The sequence below is a fragment of the Beijerinckia indica subsp. indica ATCC 9039 genome, assembly GCF_000019845.1.
In the GTDB taxonomy this organism is placed as follows: domain Bacteria; phylum Pseudomonadota; class Alphaproteobacteria; order Rhizobiales; family Beijerinckiaceae; genus Beijerinckia; species Beijerinckia indica.
In genome coordinates this window covers 357,476-379,455 of sequence record NC_010581.1, presented here as the reverse complement: position 1 = coordinate 379,455, position 21,980 = coordinate 357,476, and the positions used below count along the sequence as shown (strand labels likewise).

The 21,980-nt window shown below is 57.9% G+C and carries 21 protein-coding genes; 7 read left to right on the top strand and 14 right to left on the bottom strand.

Annotated features, from left to right (window positions below):
• Positions 1 to 247: 247 nt before the first annotated feature.
• The 5 genes from fabA (at position 248) to BIND_RS01670 (ending at position 7,208) form a co-directional block, all read left to right on the top strand.
• Positions 248 to 787 (top strand): 3-hydroxyacyl-[acyl-carrier-protein] dehydratase FabA, encoded by a 540-nt coding sequence (fabA, locus tag BIND_RS01690; protein ID WP_012383345.1) that lies wholly within the window; start codon positions 248 to 250, stop codon positions 785 to 787.
• Positions 788 to 884: 97 nt separating this feature from the next.
• Positions 885 to 2,108 carry a beta-ketoacyl-ACP synthase I gene (gene fabB, locus BIND_RS01685; protein ID WP_012383344.1) on the top strand — a complete coding sequence of 408 codons (1,224 nt, stop codon included), beginning with the start codon at positions 885 to 887 and terminating at the stop codon, positions 2,106 to 2,108.
• Positions 2,101 to 2,955 carry an enoyl-ACP reductase FabI gene (gene fabI / locus BIND_RS01680; RefSeq protein WP_012383343.1) on the top strand — a complete coding sequence of 285 codons (855 nt, stop codon included), beginning with the start codon at positions 2,101 to 2,103 and terminating at the stop codon, positions 2,953 to 2,955. The genes fabB and fabI overlap by 8 nt, the downstream gene beginning before the upstream one ends.
• A 291-nt stretch (positions 2,956 to 3,246) precedes the next feature.
• A complete protein-coding gene (locus tag BIND_RS01675) occupies positions 3,247 to 3,732 on the top strand; it encodes a hypothetical protein (RefSeq protein WP_012383342.1) in 486 nt (161 codons plus the stop codon).
• A gap of 152 nt (positions 3,733 to 3,884) precedes the next feature.
• Positions 3,885 to 7,208, top strand: coding sequence for a tetratricopeptide repeat protein (locus BIND_RS01670; protein ID WP_148210527.1), 3,324 nt, complete (start codon positions 3,885 to 3,887; stop codon positions 7,206 to 7,208).
• Between the two features lie 334 nt (positions 7,209 to 7,542).
• Here BIND_RS01670 and BIND_RS01665 read toward each other — a convergent pair whose 3' ends face one another.
• On the bottom strand, positions 7,543 to 8,895 hold the full coding sequence (locus BIND_RS01665; RefSeq protein WP_012383340.1) for an IS1182 family transposase: 1,353 nt from the start codon (positions 8,893 to 8,895) through the stop codon (positions 7,543 to 7,545).
• Positions 8,896 to 9,005: 110 nt separating this feature from the next.
• Positions 9,006 to 9,587, bottom strand: a complete 582-nt coding sequence (locus BIND_RS01660; protein ID WP_041777876.1) for a TetR/AcrR family transcriptional regulator — start codon at positions 9,585 to 9,587, stop codon at positions 9,006 to 9,008.
• A gap of 121 nt (positions 9,588 to 9,708) precedes the next feature.
• Here BIND_RS01660 and BIND_RS01655 point away from each other — a divergent pair, with 121 nt between their 5' ends.
• Positions 9,709 to 10,686, top strand: a complete 978-nt coding sequence (locus BIND_RS01655) for an SDR family NAD(P)-dependent oxidoreductase (RefSeq protein WP_012383338.1) — start codon at positions 9,709 to 9,711, stop codon at positions 10,684 to 10,686.
• A 377-nt stretch (positions 10,687 to 11,063) separates the two neighbouring features.
• On the opposite strand, the gene grxC is transcribed toward BIND_RS01655, so the two are convergent.
• Positions 11,064 to 11,327: a glutaredoxin 3 gene (gene grxC, locus BIND_RS01650; protein ID WP_012383337.1), complete on the bottom strand. Its 264-nt coding sequence runs from the start codon at positions 11,325 to 11,327 to the stop codon at positions 11,064 to 11,066.
• Between the two features lie 359 nt (positions 11,328 to 11,686).
• Between grxC and BIND_RS01645 the strand changes: the two genes are divergently transcribed.
• Positions 11,687 to 12,400, top strand: coding sequence for a L,D-transpeptidase family protein (locus BIND_RS01645; protein WP_012383336.1), 714 nt, complete (start codon positions 11,687 to 11,689; stop codon positions 12,398 to 12,400).
• A 267-nt stretch (positions 12,401 to 12,667) separates the two neighbouring features.
• Here the strand turns inward: BIND_RS01645 and BIND_RS01640 are convergent, their stop codons facing one another.
• From BIND_RS01640 to BIND_RS01590, 11 genes are all read right to left on the bottom strand, one after another.
• On the bottom strand, positions 12,668 to 13,096 hold the full coding sequence (locus BIND_RS01640) for a VOC family protein (protein ID WP_244395936.1): 429 nt from the start codon (positions 13,094 to 13,096) through the stop codon (positions 12,668 to 12,670).
• 169 nt (positions 13,097 to 13,265) lie between these two features.
• Positions 13,266 to 14,474 (bottom strand): NAD(P)/FAD-dependent oxidoreductase, encoded by a 1,209-nt coding sequence (locus BIND_RS01635; protein WP_012383333.1) that lies wholly within the window; start codon positions 14,472 to 14,474, stop codon positions 13,266 to 13,268.
• Positions 14,475 to 14,620: 146 nt separating this feature from the next.
• On the bottom strand, positions 14,621 to 15,163 hold the full coding sequence (locus BIND_RS01630) for an RrF2 family transcriptional regulator (protein WP_012383332.1): 543 nt from the start codon (positions 15,161 to 15,163) through the stop codon (positions 14,621 to 14,623).
• A gap of 241 nt (positions 15,164 to 15,404) precedes the next feature.
• Positions 15,405 to 16,283, bottom strand: coding sequence for a tetratricopeptide repeat protein (locus tag BIND_RS01625; protein ID WP_050764087.1), 879 nt, complete (start codon positions 16,281 to 16,283; stop codon positions 15,405 to 15,407).
• Between the two features lie 223 nt (positions 16,284 to 16,506).
• Entirely contained in the window at positions 16,507 to 16,746 is a 240-nt protein-coding gene (gene rpsU, locus BIND_RS01620) for a 30S ribosomal protein S21 (protein WP_012383330.1), read from the bottom strand.
• Positions 16,747 to 17,126: 380 nt separating this feature from the next.
• On the bottom strand, positions 17,127 to 17,645 hold the full coding sequence (locus BIND_RS01615; protein WP_012383329.1) for a Fic family protein: 519 nt from the start codon (positions 17,643 to 17,645) through the stop codon (positions 17,127 to 17,129).
• A 202-nt stretch (positions 17,646 to 17,847) separates the two neighbouring features.
• Positions 17,848 to 18,150, bottom strand: coding sequence for a copper-binding protein (locus BIND_RS01610; RefSeq protein ID WP_012383328.1), 303 nt, complete (start codon positions 18,148 to 18,150; stop codon positions 17,848 to 17,850).
• Between the two features lie 31 nt (positions 18,151 to 18,181).
• Positions 18,182 to 19,540 (bottom strand): multicopper oxidase family protein, encoded by a 1,359-nt coding sequence (locus tag BIND_RS01605; RefSeq protein ID WP_012383327.1) that lies wholly within the window; start codon positions 19,538 to 19,540, stop codon positions 18,182 to 18,184.
• Positions 19,541 to 19,554: 14 nt separating this feature from the next.
• Positions 19,555 to 21,015 carry a TolC family protein gene (locus BIND_RS01600; RefSeq protein ID WP_012383326.1) on the bottom strand — a complete coding sequence of 487 codons (1,461 nt, stop codon included), beginning with the start codon at positions 21,013 to 21,015 and terminating at the stop codon, positions 19,555 to 19,557.
• Positions 21,012 to 21,266, bottom strand: coding sequence for a hypothetical protein (locus BIND_RS01595; protein WP_041777875.1), 255 nt, complete (start codon positions 21,264 to 21,266; stop codon positions 21,012 to 21,014). The genes BIND_RS01600 and BIND_RS01595 overlap by 4 nt, the downstream gene beginning before the upstream one ends.
• A 136-nt stretch (positions 21,267 to 21,402) precedes the next feature.
• On the bottom strand, positions 21,403 to 21,813 hold the full coding sequence (locus BIND_RS01590; protein ID WP_012383325.1) for a hypothetical protein: 411 nt from the start codon (positions 21,811 to 21,813) through the stop codon (positions 21,403 to 21,405).
• Positions 21,814 to 21,980 lie beyond the last annotated feature (167 nt).

Below are 21,980 nucleotides of genomic sequence, written 5' to 3'. Positions count from 1 at the left end.
GTTAGAAGGCCCAAAATCTGTCCCGGTCCGTCCCTCCGCGGCCAGCTTTCTCGAATAAATGGCAATAGGCTTGGAACTCCGGGATTTCAGGGTTCCAGCACTGGGCTCGGGGCTCCGGATCACGAGGGCATGACCGGCGGAACGGTCTGTTCTCCCTTCAAACTGGACGGGTGCGTCGGCTGCCGGCTTCACGCGAGGCCTGGATGTCAGCCGGCTCGACGTTTTCGCGTGAAAGAATTGGTTGATAATGGGCGAGAATACCAGCGAGCGGCGCTCCAGTTTCGAATATGAGGATCTGCTCGCCTGCGCGCGAGGCGAATTGTTCGGGCCCGGCAATCCGCAATTGCCGCTGCCGCCCATGCTGATGTTCGACAGGATCGCTACGATCTCCGAGGAAGGCGGCGCGAACGGCAAGGGCGTTATTCGCGCCGAATTCGCGATCCGGCCGGACCTCTGGTTCTTCGATTGCCATTTCAAGAACGATCCCGTCATGCCGGGCTGCCTCGGTCTCGATGCCCTGTGGCAATTGCTCGGCTTTTATCTCGGCTGGCTGGGCCTGCCGGGGCGCGGGCGGGCGCTCGGCGTCGGTGAGGTGAAATTCTCCGATCAGGTCCTGCCCTCGGTCAAGCGGGTTATTTATGGCGTCGATTTGAAGCGCGTCTTCAAGACCAAGCTGGTGCTGGGCATTGCCGACGGCTGGCTCGAAGCCGATGGGACGCGCATTTACGAGGCGAAGGATCTGAAAGTCGGCCTCTTCCGCGCCGAGCCCGCGGCGGCTCCCGCCTGATCCCCCAAACAACTTATTGGTTTCCACGCGAACGATGCGATAAGAGCAAGCCGTTCCGGTTCGCCGGACCCTTGCGCGATGGTATGGGAGACACCGAATGAGGCGCGTCGTCGTGACCGGAATGGGGATCGTGTCCTCTATCGGCAACACGAGCCAGGAAGTGCTTGCCTCCTTGCGGGAGGCGAAATCGGGTATCGTGCGGGCCGAGCGCTATGCCGAACTCGGCTTTCGCAGCCAGGTTCATGGCGCCCCGACGCTCGATCCGAGCGCCATGCTCGATCGCCGGGCGATGCGTTTCCATGCCGGCGGCACCGCCTGGAATCATGTCGCAATGGATCAGGCCATCCTCGACGCTGGTCTCGAGCCTTCGGACGTCTCAAATCCGCGCACCGGCATCATCATGGGTTCGGGCGGCCCCTCGACCCGCACGATCGTCGAATCCGCTGATATCACGCGCGACAAGGGACCGAAAAAAGTCGGACCTTTCGCCGTGCCCAAGGCCATGTCCTCGACCGCCTCGGCGACGCTCGCCACCTGGTTCAAGATCAAGGGCGTCAATTATTCGATCTCCTCGGCCTGCGCGACCTCCAACCATTGCATCGGCAATGCCTATGAGATGATTCGCTACGGCAAGCAGGATGTCATGTTCGCTGGCGGCTGCGAGGAACTCGACTGGACCCTCTCCGTCCTGTTCGATGCCATGGGCGCCATGGCCGCCGCCTATAACGATCGGCCGGCCGTCGCCTCGCGCGCCTATGACAAGAATCGCGATGGTTTCGTGATCGCCGGCGGCGCCGGTGTTCTCGTGCTGGAAGACTTGGAACGCGCCAAGGCGCGCGGCGCCAAGATCTATGGCGAGATCGTGGGCTATGGCCTGACCTCCGATGGCCATGACATGGTGGCCCCTTCCGGCGAAGGCGCGGTGCGCTGTATGCGCATGGCTTTGGAAGACGTGAACATTCCGATCGATTATATCAATCCTCATGCGACCTCGACAGGCGTCGGTGATCTCAAAGAGATCGAGGCCATTCGTGAAGTCTTCGGTGCGGGGGACAAGAGCCCGCCGATCGCCGCCACCAAATCACTGACCGGTCATTCGCTCGGCGCGACCGGTGTGCAGGAAGCCATCTATTCCCTCTTGATGATGCAGAACGGCTTCATCTGCGAAAGCGCCAATATCGAGGAACTCGATCCGGCTTTCGCGGATATGGATATCGTGCGTCATCGCCGGGACAATGTATCCCTGCGCGCTGTCCTCTCCAATTCCTTCGGCTTTGGTGGCACCAATGCCACCCTCGTCTTCAAGCATGTCGATGCTTGAGGCGGAAGGACCGGCGCCTGGCCGGCAGTCCAACGGGTTGATGGCGGGCAAGCGCGGCCTGATCATGGGCGTTGCCAATGATCATTCGATCGCCTGGGGCATTGCCAAGGCGCTCGCCGCGCAGGGCGCCGAACTGGCCTTCACCCATCAAGGCGAATCGCTCGGCAAACGAGTGCGTCCGCTCGCCGAAAAGCTCGGCTCCTCGCTCGTTCTGCCTTGCGATGTCGAGGATCTCGCCTCGGTCGATGCGGTCTTTGCCAGCTTGCAAGCACACTGGACCCATCTCGATTTCCTCGTGCATGCGATCGCTTATTCAGACCGCAACGAGCTGAAAGGCCGCTACGCGGATACAACGCGCGAGAATTTCACCAAAACCATGCTGATCTCCGCCTTTTCCTTCACGGAAGTCGCCAAGCGCGCGGCGGTGCTCATGCCCAAGGGCGGCTCCATGCTCACCCTGACCTTCGGCGGCGCGACGCGCGTCATGCCGAATTACAATGTCATGGGGGTCGCCAAGGCAGCGCTCGAGGCGAGTGTCCGCTATCTCGCCGCTGATTACGGTCCGCAGCAAATTCGCGTCAATGCAATCTCGGCGGGACCGGTCCGCACCCTGGCAGGCGCCGGCATTGCCGATGCGCGGTTCATGTTCAATTTCGAAAAGAAAAACGCTCCCCTCCGCCGGACCGTCACGATCGAGGATATTGGCGGATCGGCGCTTTATCTTCTTTCCGATCTGGCGAGCGGCACGACCGGCGAAGTCCATTTCGTCGATGCGGGCTACAATATCATTTCCATGCCGCATCCACAGGATGCGCAGGAGTCTGATGCGTCCGACGCGAAGGCCTGAGCTTTTGTGCACGTCCTGAAGTTGGGGAGATGGTCCTTAACTTCTCAAGTCAACCCGTAGGCGACCTTCGAGGAAGATCATTCAACTTCCACTTGGCGCCCAAGCCGGTCACTTGCAAGTGGTGTAGCAGCTCCTGAAAGCGGACCCTTCCTAGGGCTTTGCACCGAGCAAGCTTGCTCCCGACCTTAAGACGTTCCACGACGCACAACCTCCGAGCGCTTTGGCTTAAATTAATTGCCTCCAGCGGTAATATACGGTTAAAACTTTAACGTTTGGGGTAGGTTAGATCTGATGGATTTCTCATTGCTTCTTCCCGCCATGATTGCTGGCGCCTCGACGCTCGCCCCGAAGATCGGCGAAATTATAGGCACAGAGGTCATCAAGGAGGCGACCAAGGACGCCTACGAGAGCTTAAAAGGAGCTTTGATAACCGTTTGCGGTCGGAAGGTACAAAGGGCAGCAGAACGCCTCGAAGAAGACGCATCGTCTCAGGATGCACAAAATGAACTCGCTTCGGCTATTGCCGACATTCCACCAGAAGATGCGGATGAAATATCGCAAAAACTGGCCACCCTTTTGACCGCCGTGAAAGAAGATAAGGCGGCTCTCAAAGCAGCGGATACCATCGCCAGTATCAAACTTAACATCGACAGCGGCGGACATGTCAAAATTGACGTGATCAAGGGCGTTCAAACCATCGACGTCAAATCGAAGTCTGCAGGCGACTTCAGTTTCACCAATGTTGACATGAAAGATGGCAAGCCATCGGGAAACTGAGTGGCGCACCGTTTGATGACGTAAGCGGTGCGCTCGAACAGGTCGAAACTTTCAGTGACAGGTCAGCTAATACGAACATCTTTTCCCAAGCCGGTCGGGATTCCGTCGTCATTTCAAATTCTCCAGGCGCGGCGGTATTCTTACCGGACTATTTGCGCCTCGTCAGCGCAGGGATGCCTCAGGATACTGACCAGCGGATCCTCACGGTCTTAGAACAAGCTCTCAATCCGCAAATCGATTTCTTGCGGGAACGGCTTAGAGTTGGCTACGCAAAAGAGGCAGAAAATGGCCTGCGAAAGATGCTCGCCACGCTTCCAGGCGAAGCATCGCCCTATGTCATCTTCCGGATAAAGGCGAATATCGGCAATTGCCTTGCACAGCTCGGCGATATCTCCGGTGCTTTGGGATGGTTTGATGAAGCCGTGGAGACTGCACCACGTGAACCAAAGGCCATTGCGACACGGGCTTTTGCCCTAATCCTTCGTAAAGAACTCAAAGAAGCCATCACATTCGCACAAACTGAACTCGCGCTTGACCCGAACAATGAGGAATTGGCCGCTCGTCTTATCGATGCCTGTATCAGCCTGGATGACGGCACCGACCCGGAGCAAATGATCCCGGCAGGTCTAAAACATCGCGAGCAGGTTTTATTGGCAAGATGTCTTCACGCACTGCAACGCGACCAGCAAGAACGATGGTGGTCGCTCGCACGTCTTGGAGCTCAGACCTATCCAGAAAGTCACTTCTTTAAGGTGCTTGCAACGGAAGCGGATGTTGACGAAATCGCGCGCGCTACCCGGCACGAAAAATATCGTGCGCTTACCGATGTTGAGCGTGGAAAGATTCAATCCTCGGCAGATGTCCTCGAGGGTATCTGGCTTCGGATTAAAGGATCTGAGGTTCCAAATCGCGAAGATGGCCTATCAGCGCTCACCACCTGTAGTGTTGCCTATCGCCTGCTTGAAGACGGCCCCAAGGCCATCGAACTCGCGGGAGAGCTTGTTGATCGTTCCGACTATGAGCCGGCTCTTATCCTAGCCGTTCAAATCGCCCTGATTTTCAATGATAATGAACTCGTCTCGCGCGGATTGGCGAAGCTGCCTTCCCAAGGTGCGGCAGGTTTTTTCAAAGGCGTGTTCGAATTCAATAAGGGCAATTGGTCCGAAGCGGCTCAGATCCTGCGCGAGGCTGAAATCCCCGATATTGAAAAGCCGTTTGTTGCACATATCCTTACCTTGGCGAGCCTGGGCATCAGTCAGGACCAGGGTGATGAGATTGTGCTCGATAAGGCCCGACAAGAAGCTGTAACAGAGCCTAGAGCCCTCATAGTCATCGCGAAGCTTGCACACCGGCACGGTTTTGGGGAAGTGGCAAGCCGCGCTTATTCTGATGCCGTCTCACTGCTTGGTCCGAAAACCTCGCATCCGGCTCGAATCACCATCGCGTCTTATGCCCATTCCCTTGGGGATTACGGCATCGTAATTAGTGCTTTGGATGGCCATCTCGATCTGGGTGCCATCACACCAGAGCTGCTGCAGCTTTCGGACGCGCATGCGTTAGAAAGGCCGACCCGTCAGCGCAATATGAAATTTTATGAACGTTTGACGCCAGCGGTCCGCAGTCATTTGAGAATTGTACGAGGCTACGCCAGCATTTTAACTGACCGACGGCGCTATAGCGAAGCTGAAGCTGTCTTGAAGAAGGCGATCGAGGCGTTTCCAAAAGATGCCTATCTCCTTCTAAAACTTATCGAGATCTATAGACGCACTGATCGTGACGAAGAAATCCGGAAATTTATCATCGAACGCGATGAAACGACCTTCGTGGGGCCACCGCTTTACGCCATGCAGTGGTCCCACCAGCTCCGGGACGCTGGCGAGTTCTCAAGAGCGCTTTCGCTGGCTTATCAGACGCTTCAAGCTCATCCTGACGATCCGCAACTGGCACTTGGCTATGTTGGACTGATCCTTGGTGATAACAGCCAAATGATCATTCCAAATCAAACAAACGTCGGCCAAGACTGCTGGGTCATGATTAAGGATGATCTGGGCCGGACCGATAGCTTTATCATTGGCCATGGCCCAGCAATTCTCGGGATAGAGGTCGTTTCAATCCATCAAGAGAGAGCTAAGCGTCTTGTCGGCAAAAAGGTCAATGACTCGTTCGAGACAAGCGACCTGGGTGGCCAGCAACGAGCTTGGACAATCAAAGAGATCAAAAGCAAATATTTGCACGTTTTGCACACGGTGATGCAGTCGTTTCAAACTCGATTTCCGAGCACCCCCGGCCTTTGGGGCTTCACGACTGTCGAGGGCGACATTCAACCCATCCTTGATATGGTCAAGGCGCATGCAGACAGCCAACGAAAAGTGGTCGAGGAGCTTTACCTCAAAGGTCTTCCGCTTGCGATTATGGCGCGCTCCATAGGTATGGATGTAACTCGCTTTGCCTATTTCATTCGTTCTTTGGGACTGGATATTGTCACGGCCAATGGAACGAGTGCTGAATTTGATAAGGGTATATCCACCGCAAAAGACTATCGGAACGCAGGCGCCGTTCTTGACGAATACACTGCGATCGTCGCGGCGGAAGTTAGCTCGCTGCCGCTTCTGAAGTCTTGGTTCGGAACTCTGAGCGTCCCAGCTTCCGTGATCGATGAATTGGATGCTGGAATTACACGCGCAAAGGCCGATCTCGGACGTACCCAGCTGTCCCTTGGTTTTGTCCGCGGCGAATTCGTCAGACATGACATTAATGACGAATTCCTAGAGCAGCAAATCAATGCTTTGAAGAGTGTCAAACAGAAGATCGAAGATCACTGCGTCATCGAGCCCGTCACCTTCCCTGACACCATACCGGAAGAAATTGCCGACCTTTATCGAATGACCGGTCAGCGCGTTTTGGAACCGATGTACCTGGCAGCCTCTCGTGGTGACGTGCTGCTCAGTGATGATCTTCATTATCGGCAAATCGCGGCCGTTTTGACTAGAGTGGATGGAACTTGGCTCCAGGCCGTCGTCCTTGCTGCGCAGTCGCAAGGGCTCGTGACCCCAAAAGACCAAACGAACATAACCGTCGGGTTGGCCGTTCGACGGCATGGAAACATTTGGCTCAACCCGCAATCTCTTGCCATGTATTTCGACGAAAGCACCGCCGAGGGATTCGCCGCGTTATGTCATTTTATCGGAAACATCGGCGCTGATATGCCCGGCCATACCGTCGTCACAGCGCGCTTCCTCAAGATTTTGTGGCTGACGAGAAAAGCTACTCTTGAGCGAGATGCCCGCACCTCTTGTATTCTCTCAGCGCTTCTCCGTCACCGCGCGGACGATTGGGCCTATTGGATTGCGTACATCTGGATCCACGGCGATTACTATCTGAAAAAATACATCCTCGCATGGCTCAGAGGTCACTTCTTGCCCACTCAACCCTTTGAAGACGCGTTGAATTATTGGTTGGTTAAGGTACTCTCTTGAGGGGAACTCAATTTCGGGGTTAACCGCGCACTAGCAAGGAAGAGTGCATCAGCTAATTGGTGAGACAAACTTTAAGTTTGTAAGGGGCTAGTGTCAGCTTGGTAACCGATAGCTCACTCTGCAAGGATTTGTTGACGGCGCGCAATCACTCAATACAGACATTCGAGATTTATATTGTGCAGAAATCCCAATGCGGATGTCTGCTTTTCCATGCCGAAGATTTCTAGCAGTCATTCTGCTCCCGGCCTATTCTGTTGAAAAAGGGTTGGCTTTTCCGGCGACGAAACGCATTTGAAGCGCGTCATTTATAGACGGTGATAGGACGAGGCCCCTCTTATACTGGTTTTGGCTGTGGTATTGGGATGAGCTTGGCGAGCTTCCTCAAGTTCTGGGCTGTGGCTGCGAGATGGAATTCATCCCGCGCCCCATTTGGCCCGCGCAATCGGAGCCGATCGAGGTGCAAGATCCGTTTGAGATGGGCAAACAGCATCTCGACCTTTTTGCGCAGACGCTGTGATGTCCGGCCCTCCTTCGACTGCAAGATATCGCGGGCCATATCACGCGCGCCCTCGTAGATGGATCGTGGCACCTTGCGCGCGGGTGTGTTGGGACAACAGCGCGATTTCAGGGCGCACTCATCACAATCATACTTGCTGGCAAGATAGAGCAGCGTTGCACCATCATTTACCAATGTTCCCTTGCTCGTGAGCATCTTTCCTGCAGGACAGAAATAGACATCGCCTTCATGATCATAGACGAAATCGCCACGCGAAAAGGTTCCATCAGTCCGGGTGGATTTGTCGAAGACGGGAATGTGCGGCTCGATCCCCTGCTCGTAAACGAGCCAGCCGAGCATCTCGCCGGAGCCATAGCCCGTGTCGCCAGCAAGGCTCTCTGGATAAAGCTCGAAACGGGCCATCGTCCGCTCAATCATGCGTTTGGCTGCCGTGACTTCGGCTTGGCGAATGGCCGTGGTCGGTTCGACATCCACGATGATCGCATGATCCGTGTCGATCAGATAATTGACTGTATAGGCAAAATAGGCCGGTCCTCCCTGAGCGCCCGTCCAGCGGGCCGCTGGGTCGGCTGGAGAAATGAACTTCGGCTTTACGGATGTTGCGGCGCCGAAAGCGGCATCGTCAAGCACTGTGAGATATTCCTCTACGGCCCGGCTCATTGTATCCGCTGGCAACCCTTCGGCTCCCGGCACACAAGTCTGACGGCTGGCATCGGCTTTGATGAGGCTACCATCAATGGCGAAGCCTTCTCCTCCGACCAGGCCTTCCTCGATACAGCGCTGCAGGACAGTCTCGAACAGACGTCGCAGCAGATCGCACTCACGAAAACGGCCATGACGATTCTTCGAGAAAGTGGAATGATCAGGAACACGGCCCTCAAGGCCCAGACGGCAGAACCAGCGATAAGCGAGGTTCAAATGGACCTCCTCACAGAGGCGTCGTTCCGAACGAATGCCGCAGCAATAGCCGATGATTAGCATCCGCATCATGAGTTCGGGATCTACGGAAGGACGGCCCGTCGCGCTGTAAAAAGGCGCCAGCTCCTGCCGCAAATCCGAAAGGTCGACAAAGCGGTCGATCGCTCTCAGCAAATGGTCCGGCGGCACATGAACATCGAGCGAGAAATTATAGAAGAGTACCCCTTGCTCGACTTGCCGCGGTCCGATCATCACCTTCAACCCTTGCTTTTCAACTGGATTGAATCAGCGATCTACCATCCACGCAATATCGACTTTTTCAACAGAATAGGCCCATAGCAGCCACCCCTATCCGACGCCAATCAGACCACTGGCCGGGACCCTGCGATCAAGATATCGACGAGCCGTTTGGCACTCGCTTCCCAACCTGGATCGGCGGCAACATTCGAGACACCCACCAGCGCGCGCAGCAAATCCAGCGGCTCCAGATCAGACCGTACGTCGCCATTCTGAACAGCGCGCCCCACCAAGTCATGAATGGCCGTCTTGATGACCTCGCCTGATGCGGCATAGAGGGCAGACGAACAATCGCTAACGAGGGAATTGAGTGCGGGTGCAATAAGCTGTTTGGCGGCGATGTAATCCACAAACAATAGCATCCATTCGCGCAGGGCCTCGACCGGCGGATAGGTTTCAGCAAGCCTCTTCGCCGCCTGGGCCAGTCTGTCCAGCTCGGCACGATAGACGGCTTCGATCAGCGCATCCCGATTGGGAAAATGGCGATATAGCGTGCCGATCCCCACGCCAGCACGACGCGCAATGTCGTCGAAACGAATATCTGCCTCTCCCGCCCGAAACGCCGATTTCGCAACCTCGATAAGTTTCTCCCGGTTGAGGAGTCCGTCACGGCGCGGGCGGCGATGCGATGTTTTTTCTTCTGCCAAGCGGCGTCCCCTTGTTAAACGGAGAAATCCTCCACATATTAATAAACGGAGCATGTTTCCACATAACTCCTCTCATGCAGTCGTTCAATGCAGCGACGCTCTTCCCTTGCTGGAGACCATTATGGCAGATTCTTTCGGCGCGACTTCCACGACCGACGACGTGCTCGCGGGCGTATCCCTCCATGGCAGACGCGTGCTCGTGACCGGCGTGTCCGCTGGCCTCGGGGTCGAGACCGCGCGGGTCCTGGCGGCGCATGGCGCCCATGTCGTCGGCGCGGCGCGCGATCTGCAAAAAGCGGAGGCGGCGACCACCCAGGTGCGGACCGACGCCGCAAAAGGCGGTGGGACGTTCGAGATCGTCGAACTCGACCTCGCCGATCTGGCGAGCGTGCGCGCCTGCGCCGATGCGCTGAACACCAGATTAGCCCCTTTCGATCTGGTCATCGCCAATGCGGGGGTCATGGCCACGCCGTTCGGACATACAAAAGATGGGTTCGAAACGCAGTTCGGCACCAACCATCTCGGCCATTTCATGCTGATCAACCGAATCGCCGGCTCGATGAAGGATGGCGCACGGCTCGTGAATCTTGCTTCTTCCGGGCATCGCTTTTCCGATGTCAATCTTGACGATCCGAATTTCGAGCATACGCCTTACGAGCCCTTCGCCGCCTATGGCCGCTCGAAAACCGCCAATATCCTGTTCGCGGTCGCTTTCGACCGGCGCCATCGCGAGCGTGGGGTCAGGGCAACAGCCGTGCATCCAGGCGGTATCAGGACCGAGCTGGCGCGGCACATGCCGCCGGGCCAGCTCGAAGCAATGGTCGCTCAGATCAATGAACAGGCCGCCGCCAATGGCAAGCCTCCCCTTGAATTCAAGACAATCCCGCAAGGTGCGGCAACCTCGGTATGGGCTGGCGTCGTCGCAAAGGCCGATGCGGTAGGCGGTCATTATTGCGAGAACTGCCATGTCAGTCACATCGTCCCTGACGATCAACCGATCGGCCTGCTCGATGAAGGCGTGCGGGCTTATGCGCTCGATCCCCAACACGCCGAAGCGCTTTGGGCCAAAAGCGAGGCCATGACCGGCGAGACATTCTGAATGCCAGAAGTTTGTCTTTCCGTTTCCAATCAGGATACCAAAGGGCTCTCTGCGGTGCCCATCCTTTTATGAGAAACGGAAGAAAGAATTGAAAAAATTTGCCCGAGGAGGTGTTCGCACCTTCTCGGAGCAACATTCTTTCCCCATGGCCATCCGTCAGTCCCGTAACAGGCACATCCATTTCTGCTTTGCGCCCAGGTCGGTCGGCCAGGGGGCGCCCGTAAATCCCCCGAAGCAGACGTTTGATCCAGAAAATTTCATTTGCTTGAGCAAGCGGTCATTCGTTCCCCGCCGTTATGAAACTGCGCCCCCTATCGCGCTGGTACCAGCCAACACCACACCGGTCTTCATCAGCAAACAGGCAATCATGCTAGCGTTTATGCGGTCTTGCCGAGCATCGGATCGAGCAAGCCCTTGCGGTCCAGCGCATACATATCGTCGTAGCCACCGATATGCTTGCCATCGATGAAGATTTGCGGGACCGTGTCGCCGCCATTGGCTCGCTTAGTCATGGCCTTGCGCAGATCTTTCGACCCCGAAACGTCGATTTCCGTATAGGTCACGCCTTTCTTGGCAAATAACTTTTTCGCGCTCGCGCAATAGTCGCAGGTCGGTGTTGTATAAATTTCAATTTCGGCCATCATTTACTCCTTGTTTTCCATATTGGGGTTCCGCCTCGTTATAAAGCTCCGCCTCTGCCGGGCCAAGCTGCAGAGCATAACGCGGGCCACGGCTCGGACAGCGATGCAGACATTGCTCCCAACGTAGTCATTGAGTGGACGAGAGCCGCTCCTACGAAGCGGACGACTGCATGTTTTTGTCAAAGCCAGCGCGATGCGCGACTGCGTGGACGGGCTTTCGCATGGCAAGCCCGCCCCGCGAAGGCTTGAGCTTGCCAATCGAGTCGTGTAACGGCAATCTCAGCTCGGCAAAGACGTTCAGCGGGCATATGCCGGAGCATTCTCTGGTCGGGTGACAGGATATGGGAAATTCCAAAGTCATGATCATGGACGGTGAGATTGCCAACGCCAGCGAGAGGGACGACGTAGCTCTGCTTGGGCTTCGGTCGGAGCTTCTCAACCGCCGGTCGTTTCTGTTCGGCTCTGCCGTCAGTCTCGGCGCGCTTGGGTTAGCCGGTTGCGCGACAACCGACGACGCCATGATCCGCGCCGAGGCGGCGAAGCTCTACGGGCCAGTGCCCGACAAGAAATTCCCGATCCCGGCGGTCGATGTCGCCAAGATCGATCCGAAATATTATCGCCGGACAGTGCGCTACGACACCCATGAAGCGCCCGGCACGATCATCATCGATCCCGGCAATTACTATGTTTACCGCATCGAAGGCGATGGAAACGCCACCCGCTATGGCGCCAATGTCGGCCGTAAGGGGTTCCTGTGGAGCGGTGAGGCTTACGTCGGGCGCAAGGGGGAATGGGCGACCTGGACCCCACCCAAGGAGATGATCGAGCGCCAGCCCGAGGCGCGCAAATATGCCGGCGGCATGCCGGGAGGTCTCGACAATCCGCTCGGCGCCCGCACACTCTATCTCTATCAGAAAGGTGTGTACACGCTCTACACGATTTACAGCACCAGCGACCCCGAATCGATCGGGACCGGCGTGACGAGCGGCTGTACCGGCCTCCTCACTCAGGACATGCTCGACCTCTATTCACGAACGCCAGTCAATACGAAGGTGATCGTCCTGCCGGCGTAGGCAACGGCGTCAGTCCTTTTGGTCCATGCGCGTCGGTGCGGCCAGGCAAAACATGGCCGTCCATCAGAGTCATAGCGATTGTGGGGTGCTGCGGCCACTTGTCGTGTGTCCACACGACGCCGCTTCGAACGTCCGCTGCCTCATTGCGTTCCCCAAAAGCGGGCCGACTGGAATCGGCCTGAAGCAGACAGAAGCAGTCACCCGGCGAGCCGCCACGGGACGCTGGCACTATACAGACGCAGATGGTGCTCCAAACTTAGCCCGGTATCAGCCCGACGCAACGGGCTCAGCCGCACTGCTCCCGTAGGGCCGAGTGATAACTTCCAGGAAATGGCCATCGGGGTCGGGGAAGTAGACACCCCGCCCACCATTGTTGTGGTTGATCTCGCCCGGGCGGTGGCGCATCGGGTCGGCCCAGTATTCAAGCCCTCGCTCGCGGATGCGGCTGAGAACAGCGTCAAAATCCGCATCGCTGATCAGGAAGGCGTAGTGCTGTGGGTGGATCGAGCCTTTTGCGTCGGCGAAGTCGAGAGAGACACCGTTGTCGAGTTCCACCACGTCGAAATGGCCGAAGCGAGTTGGCGCTGGCCGACCCAGTATCTCGGCCAGGAACCGAGCGGACATCGTCTGGTCGGACGACCAGACGATGGTGTGGTTGAGTTGAACAGCCATGCCGTCGCCCTCGTCGATACGCAATGAATATCAGATAGGTAGGGAAACCGCCGGATTCAATCGATCACAGCCAAAGCATCATCTCCCCACCGGGATGGGTGACGCCGAACGAGGCTCGCCCGAAGCCAGTCGAGCTAGTGCACCGACTTGGTCTATCTGGTGCTTCCGATACACAGGAAGCACCAGATAGGGATCAGGGGACGATGACATAATCTGGGTTTGCAATCGCGAAAACTGTATCCCGATCGGGCTTTGGCGGGTAGATCCAGACTGTGTTGATATCCTGCTTGATCTTCTTGCCGTCCGCCCGCGTGAACCGCACTTGCCGGTCCCAGCCTTCCGTATAGAGCGCCCCCCAGGGGCCAAGATCGAGGCAGGTCACATATTTCGGCTGGCTGTAAGGGTGGAGGGGCAAGCCCACGAGTTCGGCGGCGGCGTTGTATCCCGCGACTCGCCCGAGGCTCATGGCGTGCTGGCAGGACATGACGTTGAAATTGCCCTGATCGTCGGTCGCGACCTTGACCGTGTCGCCCGTGACGAAGATCCCCTCTGCCTCCGGCGCGCGCAGATAGGCGTCGCCGACCACACGTCCGAGCTGGTCGTGTTCTCCGGGCAATTGCGCCGCGAGCGGGCTTGCGCGCATGCCGGCAGTCCATACGACCGTGTTTGTGGCGATCCGCTCGCCGGAAGATAATGTAACTCCATCGGCGTCGATCGAGGCCACGCGCGCGCCGGGCCTTGTTTCGACGCCGTCCTCAGCCAGGGCTTCCTCGATAAAGGGCAATGCCTCGGCGCCCAGCGAAGCGCCGACCGGCTCTGCATTGTCGACGATGATGACGCGAAGGGTTGCGTCCGGCCCGAGCGATGCGCGGAGCCGGCCCGGCATCTCTGTCGCGGTCTCGAGTCCCGTCAAACCTCCGCCCGCGATAACAACTGTGTTGCGAGCCTCTGTTTCCGGCAGGCCAGCGAGCGCTTTCAGATGCGTGTGAAGCTTCTGTGCCGATGCGAGTTGGTCGGTCTCGAAGCCATAATCGGCAAGACCTGGAACAGGGGGCCGGAACGTCTGGCTTCCCGCCGCGAGGATGAAACGATCGTAGGCAAGCGTTTCGCGCGCGCCATTGGCTGTCGTGACCGTGATTTGCCGGGACTTGGCATCGATGGCCTCAACCCGTCCCGCAATATGCCGAACCCCCACAGCGTCCAGAAGCGGTGCGATATCGGGCCTCATATTGACAAGCGCCGCCTCATAGAGGCGTGGACGGATTGTGACATTGGGCGTCGGGGACACGACGATCACCTCGACCTCGCCATCCTTGCCAGCCAATGAAACAGCGCGTGCCGCTGCAAGGGCAGCCCACAATCCGGCAAAACCAGAACCTGCAATGATAATTTTCTGTGTCATGCTTATTCTCCTGTGTTTGCCGGACGTGCATCATCATTCCGCCGCGCCACGGAGAAGGCGCGTGGAGACTTTCCCGGAAGCGTCCGACAGAAGCCGAGAAAGATGTTCAGGAAAGAGAGGAAACCCGTATGGCCGGCGCGCCGGCTCTAGCTCGGCGCATCCTTGGCCGGCTTGTCGCGCCTGCCAGTGCGATCAGCAGCGTGATCGTCCACCCAGGCACGAACGTCTTTCAAGAAAGCATCGGGCGCCTTGCGACCGAATGTGGCCGCCACATCCGCGAGGGTCTGGCTTGCGAGACTGTCACGCATCGCCTTTTCCGCCTGCAGCATGACGCCATGGATGGCGCAAACGCCTTTCATCGCCCATTCCGGCGGCTTTCCCGCAAAAAGCGCACAACGCTCGCGCACCTCCTGACAGTCGAACAGCGGCTTATGCCCTTCGATGGCGTCGACAATGTCGAGAAAGCTGATCTCTTCGGGGGAGCGGCCGAGGCGGTAGCCCCCGCGCACTCCCTCGCTCGCGGCGACGATACCGGCCTTTTCAAGTTTGGGAAAAATCTTCGCAAGGAAGCTGGGCGAAATACCCTGGAGCTCGGCCAGCTCTCGAATGCTCATCGCAGTATCGCCGGAGCCGACGAGCCACAGCAAGCAATGGATGCCATATTCTACGCTGATTGTCAGATGTGCCATAACGCAGACTATATCACTCCTAGTTCAGCCGTCAAGGCGAACTAGGAGTGAATTTGTCTCAGTTTAATATCGCCCTCCCTTGGCCGGTTCACGCCTTCGCGAAGTCCGGCACTTTCAGCGCGAAATAAACAGGCACGAGTCTCCCCATCCGATCTGGACCTTCAATTGACGTTGAAGGTCCGCAGCAGCCATTCAGTCGATCAGTTGCAAGCTTTTGTGGCACCTGGACAGGCTATCCAGATCACCCCCGCCCGACGCGGCTCGAGCCTTCCTTGGCGAGGCCGTTGCTGGGGTCGAAGGTCAGCGCCCTTTGATAGGATTCCGCTGCCTTGGTGCGATTACCCGATTTTTCATAAGCCAGACCAAGCCCGGCCCAAGCGTCGGGATTCTTATTATCGACATGCAAGGCCGCGTTGAAATCCTCGATCGCCTTGTCATATTTGCCGGTCGCGATGAGGCTTTGGCCGCGCGCCAGATAGGGCGCGCCGGCAAAGGGATCGCGGTCAATGGCATTGTCGAAATCGGTAATGGCTTGCGGCTGATTGCCTTCGCGCTGATAGATCAGGCCGCGCGCATGAAAAGCTTGGGCGTTTTCGGGATTGAGCTTGATCGCCTGATCGAGATCGGATTTCGCCTCGTCTAGATTGCCCTGGACGCGCAGCAGATTGGCGCGGCCGAGATAGGCCGGCGCATGACGGGGATTGACCTCGATCGCGCGGTTGAAGTCAGCCAGCGCGGCATCGTTACGGTTGCTCTGCCGATAGGCGAGCGCGCGATTGGTATAGGCTGGGGCATTATTCGGATCGAGCTTGATCGCCTGCGAGAAATCGCTGATCGCCTCGGAATATTTGCCAAGCTTGGCATAGGCCACGCCACGCGTGTCATAGGCTTCCGAACTGCGCGGATTGCGGGAAACGACATCGCTGAGCGAAGCGAGATTGGCGGAAGCCTCTTGCGGGGACTGGTTCGCGACTTCGGCAACACCAGTGCCATGCATGCCGGAAATGCCGTTGGCACCGCATCCGGCCAGCGCTCCAGCGCTCAAGGCGATAAGGCCGAAGCGGACGCGACCAACATGCGCGATAGCCCGCGCAGCAAGGCATTTCTGGTTCTGTCGCATGTCGCTCCTGATGCGGAACCTCTCCATGAGGGTCACTCTCCAGCGCCTAGCCTCATCGGCCCCTTGTGTCGCGTTAGTGGTGTCACGTCAGCAATTTGAAAACACACCAACTCACCCTGGAAGGGATCTTCCTTTCAAGGTGAATCTAATGGTTCGGAAGTGAAACCCTTGCCGCGAGAATCGAAGACTGCGGCGAGGATAGAGAATCAGCTGAAAAAGCGGCTCAGCGCATGCCGGGCATGGGCTTCGGCTTCATGGGCAGCAGACCTTCGCGCTGCATCTTTTTGCGCGCCAATTTGCGGGCGCGCCGCACGGCTTCAGCCTTTTCACGCGCACGCTTTTCCGAAGGCTTCTCGTAATAACCGCGAAGCTTCATCTCGCGGAAAATGCCCTCACGCTGCATCTTCTTCTTGAGCGCTTTGAGAGCCTGATCGACATTATTGTCGCGAACGAGAACTTGCACGCAATGGTCCTTATGAAACGGTCGTGCTCCCGCTCGGGCGGAATGGGCACGGAACAAGGGAAATTCTGGATCTTGGGCAAAAAGCACCAAAGAGGAGCGTTGCGGATAGCAAACCCCGGGATTTTTGTCCAGTATCGGACGCTCTTTCGATGGGACGATTGAAAAGAAATTACGACCCAATAGCCAATATGGCGCGTCTTGGTGCTACCTGAAACCTTTCATGCGCGCTGTTCGGGAAATAGGCCCGGCATCCAGCGGGGGCAAGTTTGGCGGGAAATGCGAGGCGAAGCGGGGCGCGAGCGCTGTCGGACACCAGCACTTCATGCTCGATCAGGAGAGAAGTGACGCGCCGGGACTGACAGCGACATGGCGGCCAACCTTCACATCGTGCTTGCGCAGGACACCCGCTTCGACTTGCAGCAGTTCACAATTGTCAGGATCTTTTGCCCACAACAGATCTTCGGGAAGCAGTTCGCAAAATCGGCGATGGACTTCCAGGAGACCATCTTGGCTCGTCGCCGGCCCTTCAGGCCACCTTCATCGATCCATCTCTGCACAATGATATGGGCCTTGGCCTCAAGCTGTAGATTTCGCTTCTCAGCGTCGGCACTATAGTCATTCTTCAGCGCACGTTCGATGTCGATCGGATGCGTATCATGTCCCTCGATGAGATTGCTGTAATAGCAGTTCATGGCCCGAACGAGATCGGACAGCGAGGTCATTACACCTTGGGGCAAACTGCGACGGAAGCCGGCCGCGCGGGAAGCAAGCTCGATGGCGAGATCGGTAAGGGCTGTCCGGTGTTTGGAACTCTCCGAGACAAGCATAGGCTCCATCAGGCCGATTGTTTCGCCCCGATCCACGACGGCCGCTTCTTTGGCCGCTTTATCATCGTTCATAATAAGAATAATAGCATATACTTATGAAGCTATCGAGTTGGAAATTGGCCGCTTTCCGAGCCGCTTCGGGGAAGGACACGAGGCAGCTTCCACATTAGCGTCATCCCTCGTCGCACAAGGCTATACGAAGCCCCTCCTCTCCCTCTAGAACGCGCTCTTTTCGGTCTTGGGTGCGACGCTCCAGGTCTTTTGGTTGGATACGTTATTTCGCCTTTTCAAGATGGGTGACGGTGAAACGCCCGTCCACTTTCTCGGCATCGAAAAGAACGTGCTCGCCCGGGACGACACCCTGGAGGAGGCTCGGCTCCTTGATCCGATAGACCATGGTCATGCCCTCCTCCATGTCGAGCTTGCGGATCGGCTCATGTTTGAGCGTGATCTTGCCTTGCGCGGCATCGACGGCTCGGACTTCGCCGTGAAAAAGCTGCGCGGCGAAGCAGGAAGCGGGGGCGGCAAATACCAGACAAGCGATTGCGGCGGAGGTAAAAAGAAGACGGAGAGACATGATCATTGCCCTGGTTTGTCGAGGAGGAGTGTCAACGCTTGGTATGTCCGCCGTGGCGGGGCGGCATGGTGGGAGGAGTGGCGGGAGCGTCACCGCGCCATTCATAGGCGACAGTGCCTTGCGGGTGCCGATACCAGCCGGGATCGCGATAATCGCCAGGGGCGAGATCCGGCCGGATCTTGATGGTGGTAAACATGCCGCCCATCTCGACCGAACCGAAGGGGCCATCGCCCGTCATCATCGGCAGTGTATTGCGTGGCAGGGGCATTTCCATCTCGGCCATGGAACCACCGCCGGTTGAGCCCATCGGCATGTAATCGGGCGCCAATTTGCGCAGGGCCTTGGCCGTCTGTTTCAGATCGACGCCAATGTAAGTACGGACCTGATGGCCCATCGGATTCATCGTATGATGCGACTTATGGCAATGCATCGCCCAATCGCCGGGATTGTCCGCTGAAAATTCGATTGCCCGCATCTGCCCAACCGCCATATCGACCGTGACCTCGGGCCAGGAGGCGGCAGGATCGACCCAGCCGCCATCCGTACCGGTGACGCGGAAATGCGTCCCGTGAATGTGGATCGGATGATTGGTCATGGAGAGATTGCCGATGCGGATGCGCACTTGATCGCCCTGCCGCACAGGCAAGGGATCAATGCCTGGAAAGACGCGCGAATTGAACGTCCACAGGCTGAAATCAGTCATTTCATTGACGCGCGGCGTATAACTGCCGGGATCGACCGCATAGGTCGACAGGAGGAAAATGAAATCGCGATCAACGCGGCGGAAATCGGGATCGCGCGGATGCACGACGAAAGAACCCATCATGCCCATCGCCATCTGGACCATTTCATCCGCATGCGGGTGATACATGAAGGTACCGGAGCGCGGCAGCACGAATTCATAGGCGAAGGTCTTGCCCGGCGGAATGCCGGGCTGGGTGAGGCCCGCGACACCATCCATGCCACTTGGCAGTTCGATGCCATGCCAATGCACGCTCGTCGCCTCGGGCAGATGATTGGTCACAAAGATGCGAACCTTGTCGCCCTCGACCGCCTCGATGGTCGGACCCGGGCTCTGGCCGTTATAGCCCCAGAGATTGGCCTTCATGCCAGGGGCCATTTCCCGCACGACCGGCTCGGCGAGAAGGTGAAATTCCTTCCAATCGCCATTCATGCGGAAGGGCAGGCTCCAGCCATTCAGCGTGACGACCGGATGATAATCCGGCCCGCTCGCGGGATGGAGCGGGGGCTGCATTGTTGTCTCGCGCATGATCGGTGCCTCGGGCAGGCTTGCCGCCTCGGCGCGGCTCCCGATCATCGCGGCCGAGGCCAGGACGAGCCCGCCACCGCCAAGAACATGCCGACGGGAAACCCCTTTAGTCTCTGCCATGGGAGGCTCCTCTCTCAATTTGCCGCAGCTGTGCTGCTCGTCGCCACGCTGGAGGGACCACCGCCCCCAAAGCCGCCGCCATAAGTCGCCGCTGCGAGATCGACCGAGGCGATGAAGAAATCCCGCTGCGCGGTGATCGCGGCATTGTTGCTGGTGATCCGCATCTGGCCATCGACGATCAACTGGGTGATATCGGCGATCATGCCGTTGAGTTGCAGCGCGGTTTCATCGACGATAATCTTGCGCAAGGGCAGAACGTTTTTCGCGTAATAGCGGGCAAGGTCATATTTGCCGCGATAACGCAGATAGGCCTCCCGCGCCTGCGAGCGTACATCGATGGCCCGCTGGGCAAGACGATTGGCCGAGGCCATGTATGTCTCTCGCGCGCCGCGCACATTCGTCTCACCAAAATCATAGATGGGGATGGTGAAGCTGACATCGAAGCCATTGCGGATGAGCTTATTATTGAATTCCGTGCCGAGGACGGAGCCACCGACATTACCGGCCCACTCACTGTCATTCTGATAGGCCAGCGTGATATCGCTGACGTAGCGGGTCGCATTGGTCAGGCCATATTGGGCGGCGAGCCCCGCCAATTCATGCCGGCCGGCCTTGAGATCGACGCGCTCCGACAAAGCTTTGGCTTCAATATCCTTTGCGCTGGCGATTCCCTTCGGGAGAGCTGGCAGAGTCTCCGGCAGTTTGAAGGCAATGTCGCGGCCCCAAAGGCCCATCAGCCGCGTGAGTCTCTCCCGTTCGGCCTGAGCTTGTATCCGCGCATCGGCAAGCTGGGCGCCCATTTCCGCGAAGAAGGCCCCGGCGCGAGCCTGTTCCAATGTATTCAGGTTACCGGCCTCGCCAAGCTTGCGGGCAAGATCAGCAGCGACTTCGGCCGAGGCCACCGAGCGCTGCAGGAAAGCCACCTGCGCATTGGCCGCAACAGCCGTATAATATTGCCGCCGGACACTGGCCGCGAGCGCCAGCACCTGTTCCGCCGCCCGCCATTGCGCAACGGTGAAATTCTCCCTGGCGATAGCAGTGCGTGAGGGCAGCGTCGCCAGCGCGAAAAGACTGACGGCAAGCTGGCGGATGACCTCGACATCGCCCTCCCCCGCGAGCCGCGAGATCGAGAATTGTGGCGGCGGCGGCAGACTTTCCTGCACGAATTGCGCTTCCGAGACGCCGAGATCATTGAAAGCCGCCTGCAGACCCTTATTCCGCAGCAAGGCGATTTCGACTGCCGCTCGTGGCGTGAGCGGCGCTCGAAGCAGCGCGGCAACCCTTGCCCGGGCGCCCTCCTCCTGGGTGTCATCGGTGATCTTGGTCACCTCCCCCTGGAGAGCCGAGGCTGCGGCCTCTCGCGCCGGCGACAGGCCGCCATCCGGCGAGAACGTCGCGCAACCGCCAAGAAGCAACCCAACAGCAAGGCAAGGCGCTAGAAGACTTCGCGACGGAGGTTTTTGGACGGCCGTCACGAACCAGCTCCCATGCCAGGCATTGCGTCCATCGGGCGTGTTTTGACGCTAGGCGTCACATCCCGATTCAATTGCCGCCAATCCTTCGGCTCGGCCGGTGTGAAAAAGCGCAGCCCCCTGGTCGGAGCGGGGGGCGGCGACCAGGCCGGCACGCTTTCAGAATCGAGCGGTGCCAGAAGATCCGAGGGCCCAGCTGGTAGCCCGCCAGCCAGCATGACGCCGGCAACAAAGGTCGAGATCACAAAAGGCATGACTCATCGCAAAAAAGAAGGTTGTCATGACGATCGTCAGGGATCAAGCCGCGCAAGAAGACGCGTCTTGACCACCAAACGTTTGACAAGCCGAAAACGGAGACAGGAACGGCGAGAATCGCCGGCGCGAGCGAAATCAGGCCAGACGGGGTGGCCGGCGCATCGGCGTGGGGGCAGAGCCTTCCACCCATTCATTGCGATGGGGAGCATGCGCGAAGGGCGCAGCAAAAGGCAGGTTCGTCCCCGCCTCTTCGACGTGAAGAACCATGATGAGGGATGTCGCGCAGCAAAGCAGCCATCCCTGTTTACCCGCCTCGTTCGGGCAGGATTTTGACGCTTGATGAGCCCCGGCGTGATCATGTGCTGTCATCAGCACATGAGATTTTTCAGCAGGGAGCGTTTCACTTTGCGCCTTTTCATCATGAGCATGGATGCCATGCTCATGATGCATTGCCGGTCCCTCAAGCCAGCCCATGGCCTGCGCGCCCGGTGCACTGACCAGGGACAAGGCGACAAGCGCCAGAAGCAGGAGGCGAAGCAGAGACAAGCCGACAATCCTCGATCATCACCCAGGTTTTTCAGAGCGGGCCAGGCCCGAAGAGAAAAACAATGCGAAATCGAAAACTAAAAGAGAGAAAAATTTTTCGCACATTTCCAAGCATAGCACAAGGCGCCCAAATGCTCGGTTGTGTTTCAGTTTGAATTTTCTTGGCC